Genomic DNA, 15,999 nt, shown 5'->3' with positions numbered 1-15,999 from the left:
ACAACGCAGGGAAGCAATCACATCATTGATGGCTAATCAGCGACTTTTCGTACGAGCCTCAGAAGGGTCATCGGATCAGGACTTGTCGCGCGGCCAGGGCCGTCCGTCGAGGCGTTCGATGTCGCGGTTGAGCCGGGCCAGGCTGTCCGCGAGCTGGGCGGCCTCCTCGGGCGTCCAGTCGGCCAGCAGCCTCCCGAGGCCGTCCAGGTTCTCCGACCGGTCCCGGTCCAGGCGCCGCGTCCCCTCCTCGGTGATGACGAACTTCCGGGCGATGCCGCCCTCCGGGTCGGGGATGCGCTCGACGACACCGGCCCGCAGCATGGCGGCGGTCTGCCGGTTCAGCGTGGAGGCGTCCAGGCCGAAGGCATCGCGCAGGTCACCGATGGACATCGGGCCCTCCACCTGGATGCGGCTGAGGAGGATGTAGGCACTCCGGTCCAGTCGCCCGCCGCCACGGGAGGCGAGCAGGTTCATATGGCGGCCGAGAAGCATGGTCTCGAACTCGATCCGGTCCACAGGCATGTCCACGCGAGGCTTCCTTCGACTGCGATTGCGGGCCCGCCTCCTGCCGGGAAGGCCGCCTCTCTGTGCAGATATACCATAGATTGTATGCATGTTGCATTCGTTGTGCATGAGCCACTAGAAATGCATAGTACACATTGATTGCATGATGCATCTCGCCTACGGGCCGGACCCCGGCCACGGCCGTAGACTCGCCGAATGGCGAAGTATTTCGATGTACACCCCGAAAACCCGCAGCGGCGCACCATCAGCAACGTGGCCGACAGCATCCGCTCGGGCGCGCTCGTCGCGTATCCGACGGACTCCTGCTACGCACTGGGATGCCAGCTCGGCAGCCGTGACGGCATCACCCGCATCCGCGCGATCCGCAACCTCGACGACCGCCATCACTTCACGCTCATGTGCCAGAACTTCGCCCAGCTCGGGCAGTTCGTGCACATCGACAACGACGTGTTCCGCACGATCAAGGCGGCGACGCCCGGCCAGTACACCTTCATCCTTCCGGCGACGAAGGAGGTGCCGCGCCAGCTGCTGCACCCGAAGAAGAAGACCGTGGGCGTCCGCATCCCCGACCACGCCGTCGTCCAGGCCCTGTTGGGCGAGCTGGGGGAGCCGCTGCTCTCCAGCACCCTGCTCCTCCCCGACGAGGAGGAGCCGATGACCCAGGGCTGGGAGATCAAGGAGCGGCTCGACCACGAGGTGGACGTCGTGGTCGACTCCGGCGACTGCGGCACGGAGCCGACCACCGTCATCGACTTCTCCAGCGGCGAGCTGGAGATCGTACGGCGGGGAGCGGGCGACACGTCCCGCTTCGAGTAGCCGGGAGAGCGTGACCGGGCGTGAGCGGGGGCCCGGTTCAGTACACCAGGTCCAGTTCCACGCCGACCGTCTTCCCCGGCACGCGATCCAGCACCGCCCACCGGTCCGCCAACGCCTCGACAAGCACCAGCCCGTATCCGCCGCCCGACCCGGGCGGCGGCTTCACGACCTTCCCCGGGCCGGGCGGGCGGCGCTCACCCCGGGTGTCGGACACCTCGATCCTGAGCCTGCCGAGCACCTCCGGGCATCCGGCGATCATGCCGAGCAGCAGCTCGAAGTCCCTTCCCGGTACGCGGCCGTGCGTCGCCGCGTTGGCCGCCAGCTCGGCCACCAGCAGCGCGGCCGTACCGGACACGTCGGAGCGGTACGGGATGCCCCAGACGTTCAGCTGGTGAACGGCGAGTCTGCGGGCGAGCCGCGCGCCTCGGGGTGTGGAGCTGAACCGCTGCACGAAGAGCCGCTCGGTGCGCGGCGAGTGGGGGGTGACGCGTGGTTCCATGCGGCTCAGCCTGCGCGGCGGGGCCCCCGGCGACCAGCTACGGAACCCGTACGCTCGGTCAGCGTACGGGTACGGAGCGTGGACAGTATGGGTCACGATGCGTGACCATGAGCGGGTTGCGGATCGGGGACAGCACGCGAAAGGCGGCCGCGCATGACCGACGAACCCGAGTACTCGGAGAGCCTCAAGTCGTTCGGGGAGGTACTCAAAGTCCTGCGCAAACGGGCCGGGCTCACCCAGGAGCAGTTCGCCCCGATGGTGCGGTACTCCGTGCCGACGGTCGCCTCGATCGAGCAGGGCCGCAGGTTTCCGCCGCCGCTCTTCGTGGAGCGGTCCGAGTCGGTGCTCGACGGCCTGGGGGTGCTGAAGGCGGCGGCGAAGCATCTGTCGCGGCGGCCGGGGCTGGCGAACTGGTTCCGCCAGTGGGCGCAGCTGGAGCAGGAGGCCATCGCCCTCTACACGTACGAGTGCCGGTTGATTCCGGGCTTGTTGCAGACGGAGGCGTACGCTCGGACGCTGTTCACCGAGAAGTTGCCGCTCCTGAGCGACGAGAAGATCGAGACGCAGCTGGCAGCCCGGCTGGAGCGCCAGGAGCTTTTGCAACGGCCCAACACCGCCTACAGCTTCATCCTGGAGGAGCATCTGCTGCTGCGCGGGCTCGGTGGCCCGGACGTCACCGCCGAGCTGATCGACCACCTCCTGGAGCTCGCCTCGCAGCGGAACATCGAGATCCAGATCATCCCGGTGAAGCGGGAGCGGCACGCGGGGCTGGACGGGTCGATGCAGCTTCTGGAGACCCCGGAGAACCGCTGGTTCGGCTACTGCGAGGGCCAGGAAAGCGGCCAGTTCATCTCCGATCCCAAAGTGGTGAGCACGCTCCAAATGCGATATGCCAGGATGCGTTCGCAGGCTCTCTCCCCAGAGGACTCCTTGAGCCTGCTGCGGCAGATGCGAGGAGCGTTATGAGCAGCACCACCGAACTGGCCTGGTTCAAGAGCAGCTACAGCGGCGGCGACGGCGACAGCTGCGTCGAAGTCGCCCTGTCCTGGCACAAGTCCAGCTACAGCGGCAGCTCCGGCGACTCCTGCGTTGAGGTCGCCACCTGCCCCACCACCGTCCACATTCGCGACTCCAAGGTGCACGAGGGCCCGCAGCTCGCCCTCGCACCCACCGCCTGGACCCGGTTCGTCGGCTACGCCGTTCAGGACTGAGGGTCCGCCCGCCACTTCTCGAACTCCCAGGCGGGATAGCTGGTACCGAGGTACGGCAGGTGCTCGTCCCAGTCGGCGGCGGTGAGAGCCGCCGCCGGCCGGACGGGGATATTTCCCTCGGCGTCGATGCCGAAGCCCCAGGAGAAGCCGGTCAGGGGTATCACGCACCGCTGTTCGCGATCCAGCGGCGTGTACGCCAGGAAGCTGTGCGCGAGCCAGGCCATCGGCCGTCGTTCGGCCCGTGACGGGGCGTCGAACAGGGTGGGGTTGATGCCGAAGAAGCAGTACGGGGAGGGCGCGTCCTCGAACAGGATGAACGGGTCCATGTCGAAGTCGGCACCGCCGGACGCGTTGTCCGTCGAGCGGACGAACTGGACCCAGCCGAACATGGCCCGGTACCCCCTGCCCGGATACGCCACGGTGGACGTGCAGCACGGATAGCCCCGCATGGCGGGATGCTTGCCGATCGTCCGAGGATCGTCGACCTGCTCAACGTCTATGGTCACGCTGCCGGTCTCACCGTCGTGGGTGAAGGGAAGGATCATTTTTCCAGCCTGGCGAGGGCCTGCCATCGGGCACAAGGCCGCCACGCCCGCCCCCGCCCCGGCTTCTCGCCGCAAGCGCACGCGGGTACTTGATAGCGTCGCCCCAGCGACTGCGGAACTCTCCCCGCCGGGGTCGTCGCTCTGCCGGGTCGGCGCTGCCACCACGGACGGCGGGTGCGGGTGGCAGGGGACCTTCATGGCAGGAACGAAGAGAGCCGACGCATGAGCCTCGCGCAGTTGCACTACACCTCCGCAACGGCCGGGGACGGACCCGAGAGCGGCGAGGACGCGGAGATACCCGCCCGTTTCACGGCGGCTGACGCGGCGATACCCGCGGCGGCGCTCACCGAGGCCGGACCGCTCCTGGCGTACGAGCCGCCGACCGGCACCGCCCGCCAGGTCACCGAGAACGCGCTGCGCGCGCTGCCCGAGTCGCTCAGTTTCAGCGCGCTGTCCGACGGCAGCCATCTGCTGGCCCGGACCGTGCCGGTACGCACCGCGCAGCTGTCCTCGCTGCGCTTCCACGCCCACGCGGTCCACCTCCCCGCCGGTACCCGCCTGCCGGGCGGGATGCTCCCGATCACCGTTTGCCGCTCCGCCCGCTGGGCCGCCGCGACCCCGGACCGGATGCCCGCCGTCGATCCGGTCACCGCCCTGTCCGTCGCGACGGGCAGCGCCGCCGACCGTGAGGGCCTCAACGACTTCGCCGTCTCGCGCGGCCCCTGGCTCGCGGGTGTGCTGGCCGATCTGCGCCGGGTGAGCGAGCCCGCCGACTCCGGCGAGTCCGTGCAGGTCGTGCTCGTCGAGCGGCAGAGCGCGGACGTGGCCCGGTGGATCGCGCTGGCCGCCGCCGTCCTGCCGCCCTCCAGCGCCGAGCTGCTGACCTTCACCACGTACACCCGCCACCCGGAGCGCGCCCCGCAGCGCGTCGTGGGCGTGCTGCCGCAGGACGCGCACGAGCTGTCCGGGCCCGGGTTCCGGGTGCACACCTGCACCGGTCCTCGCCCGGAGGGGACGGTGGACGACGCCTGGGCCGAGACCGCGGCCCGGATCTGGCGGAGCCGCACCCCGGAGCTGTTCCGGGAGGCGGCCGAGCTGCCCGGCGAGCCGTTCGCCGCCGGGCCTGTCGCGGTGACGGCCCTGTGCGCGGGCATCGCGCTGGGGCCGTGCGGGCGGGCCGCGGCCGCCGCCTGGGCCGCCGAGCGCCCGTACGCGCTGGACGCGAAGCGCACCCGGCAGCTCGTCGAGGCACTGACCGCTGCGGGCGTCGACGACCGCAGCGGGGCCGAGTTCGACGCGGCGGGGCGGCTGTTCGCCGCGCTGGACGGCCGCTCCCCCGCGACGACCACCGCCCCGCTGGCCGCGATGCTGGTGACGGAGGCGGTGCGGGGCGGGAACGGCTCGGTGGAGCTGCCCGGCCGGACCGCCTTCAGCGGCCCGGAGGGCGAGGCCGTCGCCGCGGTGCTCGGCCCGGAGATCGTCACCGAGCTGAGCGGCCCGGGGACCGGTCTTGACGTGGCCCGCACCGTGCAGCTGCTCCGGGTGGCCCGGCTGCTCGGGGTGGACTGCGCGGAGCTGCTGCCCGGTGTCGTGCGGCGGCTGGCGTCCGGTCTCCTCGCGGACACCCGGGACTCCGCGGCGCCGGACTCCCCCGGCTGGGCGCCCGCGCTGCTGGAGCTGATGGACGAACAGTTCGACGTGCGCACGGCGCTGCTCGGCGCGCTGGACCGGATCGCGCCGGAGGACCCGGCCGGGGCGGAGCGGCTGCTGGGCCGGGTGGCGCTGCCGTTCACCGGTACGCAGCTGCTGCCGCACCTGCGGATGTGCGCGGAGGCGCCCGAGGCCAAGGCGGCCTGCGGCGACGACCGGGTGGGCGCGGTGCAGCGGGTGCTGCGGGCCGCCGGGATGTCGCCGTTCGCGGAACCGCTGGTGCTGCGGACGGCGGTGGGCCTGGTCTGGGAGGAGGACGCTCCGACGGTGGCCGAGGCCCGGCTGCTGCTGGAGACCGCGACCTCTGACGCCCACCGGACGGCCGGCACCTGGTCGCACCTGGTCGCCGCCGCGCTGAACGCCCCCGCCGAAGAGGAGGCGGCGCCCCAGCTCGCCCACGACCTGCTGCGCGGCTTCCCGCAGGAGATCGCGGGCCGGGAGCGCGGGGCCCTGCTGCTGCTGGACTTCGCCCGCGAGCTGCGCTCCGGGGAGGGCGAGCCGGAGTGGGCACAGCGGGTCCGCGCACTGCGGCCGGGCGCGGAGCCGGTGGAGCCGGGGGTGCTCGGCCACGCTTACGGCGCCCTGGCCGCCCGGCTGCTCGCCCCGGACGGGCCGGAGGCCGAGCTGTACGCCCTGGCGCACAGCGCCGACGCGGATCTCATCGCCGCGTACGACCGGGCCGCGCACGGCCCCGGCGTCCGGGCCAGGCTGGCGGCGGACCCCGGCTACGCGGCCGGCTGCTTCGCCGTCTGGACGGCCCACCCGCACGCCGGGGCCGACTGGAGCCGGACCACCGCCGCCCTGCTGGAGGAGGTGCTGCGCCCCGCCGTGCGCGCGCTGTCCGCCGACGGGGTCGCGGCCGTGGAGGAGGCCGTCGGGCGCTCCGGCAGCAGCGGCCGGGCGGAGGCCTTCCGGGACTGGAACCGCCGGAGCCAGGGCACCCTGGGCCGGCTGGGCAGGCGGCTCGCGGGCCGGGTCCGCCGGGGCTGACGTCCGCCGGGCGCGGGCGGGCCCCGGATTGTCGCGGGCGCCTCACCGCGCCCGGTAACCTGGGGCCTACCGATCTCGTGGGCCACCTGGCGGGCTGCGTGACACCCCCAGGAGGAACAGATGACGACGAACCGCGGGCGCAAGGACGTGATCCGGGACCGGATGGCCGCGACCGGTGAGTCGTACAACGTGGCTGCCCGCAACCTCAAGGCGATGAAGGACATGGGCGCCACCCGTGAGGCGGTCCTGACCCAGCGGTGGCGCCCGGCCGAGTCCTTCGACGTGCCGTGCCCGTGCGGCGGCACCTGCGAGCCGGGCGAGACGTGCGAGCGGTGCCACGCCCGGCACCGGCACGTGGCGCGGTACCCGGGAAGCGCCACCGAGGTGGAGACCTGGGTCGACCGCTACGAGTGCACCGGCTGCCCCGCCTCGTACACGCTGCTCGTCGAGCTGCCGGGCCGGCCCTGGGGTGTGGCGGAGACGGTGATCCAGGGCGGTTCGGCCGAGGAGGTCGTGCGGGCCCGGGTCTTCCCCGGCGTGGTGCACCCGCTGCTGAAGCCGGAGACCGACGAGGCCTGAGCCCCGCGCACGGGGGGATCTCCGGCCCGGCGGGTTTCCGCGCCGGTCGCTGCGTAGGATCCTGCCCCGGGAGCCGTGGGGGCGCCGCCGGGTCGCAACGCCCCGGACACGACGATCGAAGGGGGCGCTCGGTGCACGGAGAGGTGCTCGAAAGCCGCTACCGGCTGGTGGAGATGCTCGGGGCCGGCGGTATGGGCCAGGTGTGGCGGGCGGTCGACTCACGGCTCGACCGTGACGTGGCCGTCAAGGTCATCACCCAGAGCCCTCTCGCGACCAGCCAGTCGGCGGCACGGTTCCGCCAGGAGGCACGGGCCACCGCGCGGCTGACCCACCCGCGCATCGTGACCATCCACGACCACGGCGAGGCCGCCGTCGCGGGACACCAGGTGCTCTTCCTGGTCATGGAGCTGGTCCCCGGCCGCTCCATGGCCTCCTTCACCGCCACGGACCGGCGGAGCGTCGAGTCGGTGGTGGCCTGGGGGCTCCAGATCTGCGCCGGCCTCGCCGCCGCCCACCGGGCGGGCGTCGTCCACCGGGACATCAAACCGGCGAACGTCATGGTGTACGGGGACGGCGAACACGACCTGAAAATCTGCGACTTCGGCATCGCCCGGCTGGTCGAGGAGTCCGGGACCGGGCTCACCGGCACCGGGGCGACGATCGGCACGCCCGCCTACATGTCACCGGAGCAGGTGCGCGGCGACCGGACTCTCGACGGGCGCAGCGACCTCTACTCGCTGGGCTGCCTGCTGTACGAACTCCTCGCGGGCAGACCGCCCTTCGAGGGGGCCGGGTGGTCGGTACTGGCCCAGCACCTCAACGGGACGCCGGAACCGGTGAGGAGTCTGCGTCCCGGTGTTCCGGCCGCTCTCGACCACTTGGTCATCTCCCTGCTGCGCAAGGACCCGGACCATCGGCCCGCCACGGCCGACGAGGTGTCCGAGCGTCTGCGCGGAGTGCTGGACGGCCCTGGGGACGGGCCTCCGGGCATCCCCGGGATACGGGAGCTCGCCGCTGCCCCGACGGTCGACGCGCCTCGCGCACCGGTGGCCGGGCCCCCGCGCGGACCGGCACCGGCACCTGCTGCGGCTCCGGTGCCGCAGCCCGCCCCGGCCACCGAGCCGGACGCGGCCCCCACGCCCGCCGTCGCCCGGACGATCCCCGGGGCCGGGCGGGAGTCGTCGTGGATCGCGCTGCTCACCACCGGCGCCCTCTGGTCCCAGTTCGCGCTGCTGACAGGCTGGGCCCCGGTCTGGACCGTGTCCCTGTGCCTGCCGGTCTTCCTGGTCGCCATGGCGGCGGCCTACATGGGGGCTCCGACCGTCGCACCGGACGACAAGACGGCCGCGGACACCGGTCTGCTGCTCATGGCGATGCTCTGCACCGTGCTCGCCGTCGTGTTCCTGCTCGTCTGGCCGCCGTCGCCCTGGTGGACAGCGCTGCTGTCGGGCGTGCTCGGCGTCCCCGCGCTGTTCTTCGCCGGCCTGGGGCTGCGCAGGGCGGTCGGGACGGTGGTCCGCAGGGCACCGTGGCACACGGCGGCCGGCACGGCCAGCGGTCTGCTCAACGGCGTCGTGCTGGCCGGCCTGCTGGCTGCCGGGGGCGATGTCTCCGCGGGTCTCGCGCTCGCGGCCGGTGCGGGGGCGTGGGCGGCCGTCTCGCTCGTGGCCACCCTGCTGATGCCCCGTGCCGGGGCATCAGCGGTGGCTCGGGCGCAGGTCTGACCCCGCGCCTCGGCTCAGCTTCCGTCCGGCGTGAGCCGCAGCGAGATCGAGTTGATGCAGTACCGCTGGTCCGTGGGGGTCGGGTAGCCCTCGCCCTCGAAGACGTGGCCCAGGTGCGAGCCGCAGCGGGCGCAGCGGACCTCGGTGCGGACCATGCCGTGGGTGCGGTCCTGGATCAGTTCGACCGCGTCGCTGTCCTTCGGGTCGTAGAAGGACGGCCAGCCGCAGTGCGACTCGAATTTGGTGTCGGAGCGGAACAGCTCCGCGTCACAGGCGCGGCAGGAGTAGACGCCCGTCGTCTTGGTGTCGGTGTACTCGCCGACGAAGGCGGGCTCGGTACCGGCCTGGCGCAGTACCGCGTACTCGGCGGGGGACAGCTCCGCCCGCCACTCCTCGTCGGGCTTGTCGATGTCGTACGGCACAGTGGCTCCCTCAGCTCGACAGGTGGTCCAGGATCTGCGGGCCGAGGTCCGTGACGTCGCCCGCTCCCATGGTGAGAACGAGATCGCCGGGCTTCGCCATTCCCGCGACGGCCTCGGGGACCGCGGCCTTGTCGTGGACGGCGGTGACGTCGGCACCAGCCGCCCGTGCGGCGTCGATGATCAGGGTGCTGGTGATGCCGGGGATCGGGTCCTCGCGGGCCGGGTAGATGTCCAGCACCACGGAGGCGTCGGCCAGCGCGAGGGCCTGGCCCATCTCGGTGCCGAGCTCCTGGGTGCGGGAGAAGAGGTGGGGCTGGAAGACGACCAGGAGGCGGGCGTCGGAGGCGGCGCCGCGCATCGCTTCGAGGTCGGCGGTCATCTCGGTGGGGTGGTGCGCGTAGCTGTCGATGACCTGGACGCCGGCCGCCTCGCCCTTGAGCTGGAGGCGGCGCTTGACGCCGGTGTACTTGCCGAGGGCCGAGGCCAGGTTGTGCGCCGGGATGCCGAGGGCGACGCCGGCGGCGAGGGCGGCCACGGCGTTGAGCGCGTAGTGGCGGCCGGGGACGGAGACGGTGAAGGTGAGGTACTTCCCGTTCAGGACGACGGTGACCTCGCTGGTCAGGCCGCGCTGGTTGATCTTCTGGACGCGTACGTCGGCGGTCGCGGCCTCGCCGTAGGTGACGACCTTGAGCGCCGACTGGTCGCGCACCCGGCGGGTCAGCTCGACGGCGCCGGCCTGGTCGGCGGAGATCACCAGGGTGCCGTCGGGGACGATCTTGCCGACGAAGGTCTCGAAGGAGTCGTAGATCTCGTCCATCGAGGCGTAGTTCGCGTGGTGGTCCAGCTCGACGTTGAGGACGATCGCGACCTCGGGGTCGTACTTCTGGAAGCTGCGGTCGCTCTCGTCGGCCTCGGCGACGAAGATCTCGCCCTCGCCGTGCGTGGCGTTGGTGCCGGGTCCGGCGAGGTCGCCGCCGATCGCGTACGAGGGGTCGAGGCCCAGCTCGGTCAGGGCGACGGCCAGCATCGATGTGGTGGTCGTCTTGCCGTGGGTGCCCGCGACGGCGATGGCGCGCACTCCCTCCATCAGCGAGGCGAGCGCGTCGGAGCGGTGCACGACGGGGATCGAGAGCTCCCCGGCGCGCACCAGCTCCGGATTGTCGGCGCGGATGGCGCTGGAGACGACCACGCAGCTGGCGTCGTCCGCCAGGTGCCCGGCGGCGTGCCCGATGTGGACGGTCGCCCCCAGCGCGCGCAGCGCCCCGGCGGTGGGCGACTCCTTGGAGTCGCTGCCCGCGACCTTCGCGCCGCGACTGGTGAGGATCTTCGCGATGCCCGACATTCCGGCGCCGCCGATGCCGATGAAGTGCGGCCGTTCCATGGCGGCAGGAATACCGGGTGCCATGCGTGTGTCTCCCAGGGTCGGTACGGGTGGGGCCTCCCAGCCTATTCGCTGTGCGCGAAGAGCTTGAGCACCGGTACGCCGACCTTGTGCCGGGCGCGGGACGCCCAGTCGCGGTGGAAGAACTCCTCGACGTAGTGCGGCGCGGTCAGCACGATGACCTCGTCGGCCTCCGACTCCTCGACCACGGAGGTGAGCTTCTCCAGGGGGTGGGTCTCGATCACCTGTCCGACGGCTTCCGAGCCCGACTGGCGCAGTGCCTCCAGCGACACTTCGAGCGCGAGTTCGGCGGACTCCCTGGCGTTTCTGCCCTCCGGTTCCTCGCTCTCCCGGGCCGCTTCCTTCAGTTCGCCCATCGCCAGGTCGTCGATGGCCCGCAACAGCACATCCGCCTGGTCGCCTCGTGGCTGCATCAGCACGACGAAGGAGATCTGCTCCTCCCCGTGCAGGGTGGTGACGAACTCGACGTCCTCGGAAGTGAGGGGCTTCTCGATCATCAAAACGCTGGTGAACACCACAGGCGCCCTTCTGCTTCAGTGACCGTCGCCGGCCACTGCTGAAACCATCCTTCCCCGTGCTCGCACGGGGTCCGCGTTCCATTCTGCCCACCGAACGCTAACCGGAACGGTATATTCCGCTGATTGTCAGATCCGACGGTACCGAGAGAAGAGGAACCCGGCCTCTTCCAGTACCGACGCCAGGGCGAATCGTTCCGGCACGGCCACCGACGGGCCGCCCGCGATCCGCTGGGCGTCCCCGGCGGTCAGCATCGGTGCCAGCGTCAGACACATCTCGTCCAGCGCGCCCGCCGCCACGAACTGACCGAGCAGCCTGGGCCCGCCCTCCGTCAGCAGCCGCCGGTGGCCCAGCCGGGCCAGCTCCCGCACCGCCCTGGCGGGGTCCACCCGGGCCCCCTCCCCCGCGACGACCACCTCCGCGCCCGCCTCCCGGGCCGCCGCGATCCGGTCCGGCGGCGCGTCCGCACCGGTCAGCACCAGCGTCGGGACCAGCGGCGAGACGAAGAGCGGGAGCGAGAAGTCCAGGTCGAGGCTGCCGCTCACCACGGCCACGGCCGGTGCTGGCCCCTGACCGGCCGCCTTCCGCCGGGCCGCGAAGGCCTCCCGGGCGCGGGCGGGCCGGTACCCCTCCAGCCGTACCGTCTCCGCGCCCGCGATCACCACGTCCGCGAGCCCCCGCAGGGTGCCGAAGATCCGCATGTCGCTCGCGCAGGAGATCGGCTGGGAGCGGCCGTCGTGCTGGGCGGCCCCGTCGAGCGTCGACACCATGTTGGCGCGCAGCCAGGGGCCGTCCGTGTCGGGGTAGGCGTAGGCGTCGGCGAGGGCGTCCAGGCTCCACTCGCCCCGGTCCTCAGCCGCTGTCAGGTCCGTCACAGGGAACAGGCGTCGCATGTCAGGCAGTCTGGCACGCCCGTAAGGTAGACAGTTGTGTCGTCCTCCCACGCCGTGCCGGGGCCCAGCCCCATAGCCGAAACGGCCCCGCTGTCCCTGTGCGCCCTCGAACCGCGTGTCCCCGCCGACCGGCTGGTCGCGGAGATGGTGCCGCCGCCGCGCTTCGATTCGGTGCGCTTCGATACGTACGTCCCGGACCCGAACCAGCCGAGCCAGACCGAGGCGGTCGAGGTCCTGAGCGACTTCGCCGCCGGGCTCGGCGGGTCACACGCCTCGGGTGAAGGCAGGCGCAAGTGGTTCGGGAAGAAGCCGACGGCGCCCAGCGCACCGCGCGGGGTCTACCTGGACGGCGGCTACGGCGTCGGCAAGACCCATCTGCTCGCCTCGCTCTGGCACGCCACGCCCGCAGCACCCTCCCTGAAGGCCTTCGGCACCTTCGTCGAGCTGACCAACCTGGTCGGCGCGCTCGGTTTCCAGCAGACCGTGCAGACGCTGAGCGGGCACCGGCTGCTGTGCATCGACGAGTTCGAGCTCGACGACCCGGGCGACACGGTGCTGGTCTCCTCGCTGCTGAGCCGGCTGGTCGAGGCGGGGGTGGCGCTGGCCGCGACCTCCAACACGCTGCCGGGCAAGCTCGGTGAGGGCCGGTTCGCCGCCGCCGACTTCCTGCGCGAGATCCAGGGGCTCTCCGCGCACTTCCGCCCGCTGCGCATCGACGGCGAGGACTACCGGCACCGGGGTCTGCCCGACGCCCCGCCGCCGTTCTCCGAGGAGCAGGTCACCCGGGCCGCGTACGCGACCGAGGGCGCCAGCCTGGACGACTTCCCCGCGCTGCTCGACCACCTGGCCCGCGTCCACCCGAGCCGGTACGGCGCGCTGACGGACGGTCTGCGGGCGGTGTGCCTCACCGAGGTGCAGCCGGTGCCCGACCAGTCGACCGCGCTGCGGCTCGTGGTGCTCGCGGACCGGCTGTACGACCGGGAGGTCCCGGTCCTCGCCGCCGGGCTGCCGTTCGACCGGCTGTTCAGCGAGGAGATGCTGAACGGCGGGTACCGGAAGAAGTACTTCCGGGCAATCTCCAGGCTGACGGCACTGGCGCGCGACGCAGAGGGACTGGTGGCGCAGTAGGTTCGGGGGCGTAACACCGGCGGGACACGACGAAGTGGCCCGCCGCACCGCACCACCGCGTATTCCGTTTGAAGGGAACCAGCATGGCTACCACGCGTCAGGCGCACACGGTCTGGGAAGGCAACCTGCTCCAGGGCAGCGGTGTCGTCACCTTCGACTCCTCCGGGATCGGGGACTACCCGGTCTCCTGGCCGTCCCGCGCGGAGCAGGCGAACGGCAAGACCAGCCCGGAGGAGCTCATCGCCGCAGCGCACTCCAGCTGCTTCTCGATGGCGCTCTCCAACGGGCTGGCCTCGGCCGAGACCCCTGCGACCCGGCTGAACACCCAGGCCGCGGTCACCTTCGTGCCCGGCACCGGCATCACGGGCATCCACCTCACCGTCGTGGGCGAGGTGCCCGGTCTCGACGAGGCGGGCTTCGTCAAGGCGGCCGAGGACGCGAAGGCCAACTGCCCGGTGAGCCAGGCGCTGACGGGCACGACGATCACGCTCAGCGCGTCGCTCGCCTGAGTGACGTTTCGGGCCGTCCGCGGCCCGGGACACTGATCGGACACAGCTGAGGCCGGTGGCCCGCATGGTTCCCGCGCGGTGTTACGCGTGGTACACACGTGCGGGTCACTGCTCCTGTCCCCCACAGGAAGTTGCCTCATGTCATCCGCAGCAGCACCACAGTCCGCGACACGACGTCAGGTCCTGGCAGGCACCGGCGCCGCGGTCGCCACGGTCGCCTTCGCCGGGGTGTTCACCGAACTCTTCGCGGGTACCGCCGCCGCCCACGGCCACGCCGGCTACGGCCCGCTGGTGCCCGACCCCGACGGACTGCTCGACCTGCCGAAGGGTTTCCGCTACCGGGTGCTCTCCCGCGAGGGCGATCCGCTCCGTTCCGGCGAGGGCCCGGTCCCCAGCCACTGCGACGGCATGGCGGCGTTCGCCGGCCGGCGCGGACACGTCCGGCTGGTGCGCAACCACGAGAACCGGGCCGACGCGGCGATCGCCGTACCGGCCGTCGATGGCCTCACGTACGACCCGATGGGCAAGGGCGGCTGCACGGCCCTGGAGCTCGACGGCGACAACCGGGTGCTCGGCGAACGGGTCGCCATCGCCGGCACGGCGGTCAACTGCGCGGGCGGGCGCACCCCTTGGAACACCTGGCTGACCTGCGAGGAGACCGAGGACAAGGCCGGTACCAACGGCTACACCAAGGATCACGGCTACATCTTCGAGGTGGACGGCGCCGACCCGCACCGCACCGGAGCCGTGCCGCTGACCGCGATGGGCCGCTTCCAGCACGAAGCGGTCGCGATCGATCCGCGGAGCGGTGTCGTGTACGAGACCGAGGACGCGTTCGACAAGCCGTTCGGGCTGTTCTACCGCTTCCTGCCGGAGAAACCGCTGGGCGGCACGGGCTCGCTCCGGGCCGGCGGCCGGCTGGAGGCCATGCGGGTGCCGGGCGTCCCCGACCTCTCTGCGGTGCGGGAGACCGGGACGGCCTTCGAGGGCATCGAGTGGGTCCCCGTACCGGATCCACTGGCCGCACAGACGCCCGTCCGGTTCCAGGACTTCGGGCCGAAGGGGATCACCCACGGCCAGAAGCTGGAGGGGTGCTACTGGGGCGGGTCGTCCGTCTACTTCGTCTCCAGCTTCGCCCACAGCTCGGAGGGATCGGCCGCCGACCACTTCGGACAGGTGTGGCGGTACGAGCCGCAGCGGCGCCGGCTGACCCTGGTCATCGCCTTCGGTCCGGGTACGGACATCCAGCTGCCCGGCGAGTCCCCGGACAACATCTGCCTGGCCTCCGACGGCGGGCTGATGGTGTGCGAGGACGGCGGTGGTGCCCAGCACGTGTTCGGCCTGACCAGGCGCGGCGAGGTGTACGCGATGGCGCGCGGCCGGCAGAACATCGGAACGCCCGGGAAGCCGGAGTGGGGCGAGTTCGCCGGGGTCACGTTCTCCCCCGACCACCGGACGATGTTCATGAACTGCTACACCCCCGGAACGACGTTCGCCGTGACGGGGCCGTGGCACTGACCCACTGAGCCCCCGGACGGCGGCGGCCCGGCCCGCCGCCGTCCGGGGGCCTCTTCGCGGCACGGGGCACCACGGGCGAGCCGGTGACGGTTGATCAGTTATTTTCCGATAATGACATCTTCTATGCGAAGAATGACCGCCGTGACCGTTCTGGGCGTGGTGCTCGGAAGCGCCCTGGCAGGCTGCGCGAGCACCTCGGGGCACGCCCCGGGCGACCGGCCCGCAGCCGCCCTGGCCGCTCCTCCGGACGCCGCCTCGGGAGCCCCGTCGAAGGCCCCCTCAAGCGCTCCCCCCGCCGCCGCGAAGCCGCCGCCCACCCTGGCGCCGGGTCCGGAGGGCCTGGCCCGCGTCCTGAAGCGGGGCCCGAAGAGCGCCGCCAAAGTCGTCGCGCTCACCTTCGACGCCGACATGACGGCCGACGAGGGCCCTCGCGCGGCCGGCGGCGAGCACTTCGACAACCCGGAGCTGATCGCCCTGCTGCGGCGGCTGAAGGTCCCGGCGACGGTCTTCATGACCGGCCGCTGGGCCGAGGAGTACCCCTCGCAGGCCCGCTCCATCGGCACGGACCCGCTCTTCGAGATCGCCAACCACTCCTACAGCCACTACGCCTTCACGTCGCCCTGCTACGGGCTGCCGGCCATGGGGTCCGACGAGATCGGCGGCGAGGTGCAGCGGGCCTTCGGCGCGATCCGGAAGACCGGGGCCCGCAATGTGGTGCCGTACTTCCGCTTCCCCGGCGGCTGCTACGACGATGCCTCGCTGCGCGCGCTCGCGGCGGAGAAGGTGACGGCGGTGCAGTGGGACGTCGTCAGCGGCGACGCCTTCGCGACGGACGCGGACGCCGTGGCGGAGCAGGTGCTGGACGGGGTGAGGCCCGGTTCGCTGGTGGTCATGCACTGCACCCGCAGCGCGGCGCCGGTCACCGGCCAGGCGGTCGGCCAGGTGGTGCCGGAGCTGCGGAAGCGCGGATACCGCTTCGTCAAGGTGTCCGAGCTGACGCGCGGCTGAGCAT

Annotated in this window: 17 protein-coding genes; 10 read left to right on the top strand and 7 right to left on the bottom strand. The window is 72.0% G+C overall.

The features are described from left to right. Positions 1-75: 75 nt before the first annotated feature. Entirely contained in the window at positions 76-528 is a 453-nt protein-coding gene (locus ACIP89_RS17765) for a MarR family winged helix-turn-helix transcriptional regulator (protein ID WP_401929258.1), read from the bottom strand. A 192-nt stretch (positions 529-720) separates the two neighbouring features. Between ACIP89_RS17765 and ACIP89_RS17760 the strand changes: the two genes are divergently transcribed. After that, a complete protein-coding gene (locus tag ACIP89_RS17760) occupies positions 721-1,341 on the top strand; it encodes an L-threonylcarbamoyladenylate synthase (protein WP_311302547.1) in 621 nt (206 codons plus the stop codon). A 37-nt stretch (positions 1,342-1,378) separates the two neighbouring features. Here ACIP89_RS17760 and ACIP89_RS17755 read toward each other — a convergent pair whose 3' ends face one another. After that, positions 1,379-1,840 (bottom strand): ATP-binding protein, encoded by a 462-nt coding sequence (locus ACIP89_RS17755; protein WP_401929260.1) that lies wholly within the window; start codon positions 1,838-1,840, stop codon positions 1,379-1,381. A 153-nt stretch (positions 1,841-1,993) separates the two neighbouring features. Here ACIP89_RS17755 and ACIP89_RS17750 point away from each other — a divergent pair, with 153 nt between their 5' ends. Both ACIP89_RS17750 and ACIP89_RS17745 read left to right on the top strand, forming a co-directional pair. Beyond that, positions 1,994-2,806, top strand: coding sequence for a helix-turn-helix domain-containing protein (locus tag ACIP89_RS17750; RefSeq protein WP_402115592.1), 813 nt, complete (start codon positions 1,994-1,996; stop codon positions 2,804-2,806). Next, positions 2,803-3,051 (top strand): DUF397 domain-containing protein, encoded by a 249-nt coding sequence (locus ACIP89_RS17745; RefSeq protein WP_402115591.1) that lies wholly within the window; start codon positions 2,803-2,805, stop codon positions 3,049-3,051. Before ACIP89_RS17750 ends, ACIP89_RS17745 begins: the two co-directional genes overlap by 4 nt. On the opposite strand, the gene ACIP89_RS17740 is transcribed toward ACIP89_RS17745, so the two are convergent. Next, positions 3,042-3,596 (bottom strand): hypothetical protein, encoded by a 555-nt coding sequence (locus ACIP89_RS17740; RefSeq protein WP_402115590.1) that lies wholly within the window; start codon positions 3,594-3,596, stop codon positions 3,042-3,044. The genes ACIP89_RS17745 and ACIP89_RS17740 overlap by 10 nt on opposite strands. A 222-nt stretch (positions 3,597-3,818) precedes the next feature. On the opposite strand from ACIP89_RS17740, the gene ACIP89_RS17735 reads away from it, so the two are divergent. The 3 genes from ACIP89_RS17735 to ACIP89_RS17725 all read left to right on the top strand — a co-directional run bounded on the left by ACIP89_RS17735 (position 3,819) and on the right by ACIP89_RS17725 (position 8,599). Further along, the gene (locus ACIP89_RS17735) at positions 3,819-6,296 is read left to right on the top strand and encodes a GTPase-associated protein 1-related protein (RefSeq protein WP_402115588.1); all 2,478 of its coding nucleotides are present in this window, start codon (positions 3,819-3,821) and stop codon (positions 6,294-6,296) included. A gap of 120 nt (positions 6,297-6,416) precedes the next feature. Beyond that, positions 6,417-6,875 (top strand): hypothetical protein, encoded by a 459-nt coding sequence (locus ACIP89_RS17730; RefSeq protein WP_123527298.1) that lies wholly within the window; start codon positions 6,417-6,419, stop codon positions 6,873-6,875. Positions 6,876-7,006: 131 nt separating this feature from the next. Then, positions 7,007-8,599: a serine/threonine-protein kinase gene (locus tag ACIP89_RS17725; protein ID WP_402115587.1), complete on the top strand. Its 1,593-nt coding sequence runs from the start codon at positions 7,007-7,009 to the stop codon at positions 8,597-8,599. A gap of 14 nt (positions 8,600-8,613) precedes the next feature. Here the strand turns inward: ACIP89_RS17725 and msrB are convergent, their stop codons facing one another. The 4 genes from msrB to ACIP89_RS17705 form a co-directional block, all read right to left on the bottom strand. After that, positions 8,614-9,021, bottom strand: coding sequence for a peptide-methionine (R)-S-oxide reductase MsrB (msrB, locus tag ACIP89_RS17720; protein ID WP_073734897.1), 408 nt, complete (start codon positions 9,019-9,021; stop codon positions 8,614-8,616). A 10-nt stretch (positions 9,022-9,031) separates the two neighbouring features. Further along, a complete protein-coding gene (gene murC, locus ACIP89_RS17715) occupies positions 9,032-10,426 on the bottom strand; it encodes a UDP-N-acetylmuramate--L-alanine ligase (RefSeq protein WP_401929271.1) in 1,395 nt (464 codons plus the stop codon). A gap of 41 nt (positions 10,427-10,467) precedes the next feature. Beyond that, a complete protein-coding gene (locus tag ACIP89_RS17710; RefSeq protein WP_123527980.1) occupies positions 10,468-10,920 on the bottom strand; it encodes an indole-3-glycerol phosphate synthase in 453 nt (150 codons plus the stop codon). A 147-nt stretch (positions 10,921-11,067) separates the two neighbouring features. Beyond that, a complete protein-coding gene (locus tag ACIP89_RS17705; RefSeq protein WP_402115585.1) occupies positions 11,068-11,832 on the bottom strand; it encodes a pyrimidine reductase family protein in 765 nt (254 codons plus the stop codon). A gap of 36 nt (positions 11,833-11,868) precedes the next feature. Here ACIP89_RS17705 and zapE point away from each other — a divergent pair, with 36 nt between their 5' ends. The 4 genes from zapE (at position 11,869) to ACIP89_RS17685 (ending at position 15,995) form a co-directional block, all read left to right on the top strand. Beyond that, positions 11,869-12,960, top strand: a complete 1,092-nt coding sequence (gene zapE, locus ACIP89_RS17700; protein ID WP_401930837.1) for a cell division protein ZapE — start codon at positions 11,869-11,871, stop codon at positions 12,958-12,960. Between the two features lie 83 nt (positions 12,961-13,043). After that, positions 13,044-13,469, top strand: coding sequence for an OsmC family protein (locus ACIP89_RS17695; RefSeq protein ID WP_401929277.1), 426 nt, complete (start codon positions 13,044-13,046; stop codon positions 13,467-13,469). A 138-nt stretch (positions 13,470-13,607) separates the two neighbouring features. Continuing rightward, a complete protein-coding gene (locus ACIP89_RS17690) occupies positions 13,608-14,987 on the top strand; it encodes an alkaline phosphatase PhoX (protein WP_402115584.1) in 1,380 nt (459 codons plus the stop codon). Positions 14,988-15,119: 132 nt separating this feature from the next. Then, positions 15,120-15,995, top strand: coding sequence for a polysaccharide deacetylase family protein (locus tag ACIP89_RS17685; RefSeq protein WP_402115582.1), 876 nt, complete (start codon positions 15,120-15,122; stop codon positions 15,993-15,995). Positions 15,996-15,999: the final 4 nt, after the last annotated feature.

Source organism: Streptomyces sp. NPDC088730 (assembly GCF_044751215.1).
Classification (GTDB): domain Bacteria; phylum Actinomycetota; class Actinomycetes; order Streptomycetales; family Streptomycetaceae; genus Streptomyces.
Note: the sequence above shows the minus strand (reverse complement) of the source record. Positions and strands in the feature narration are given on the sequence as shown.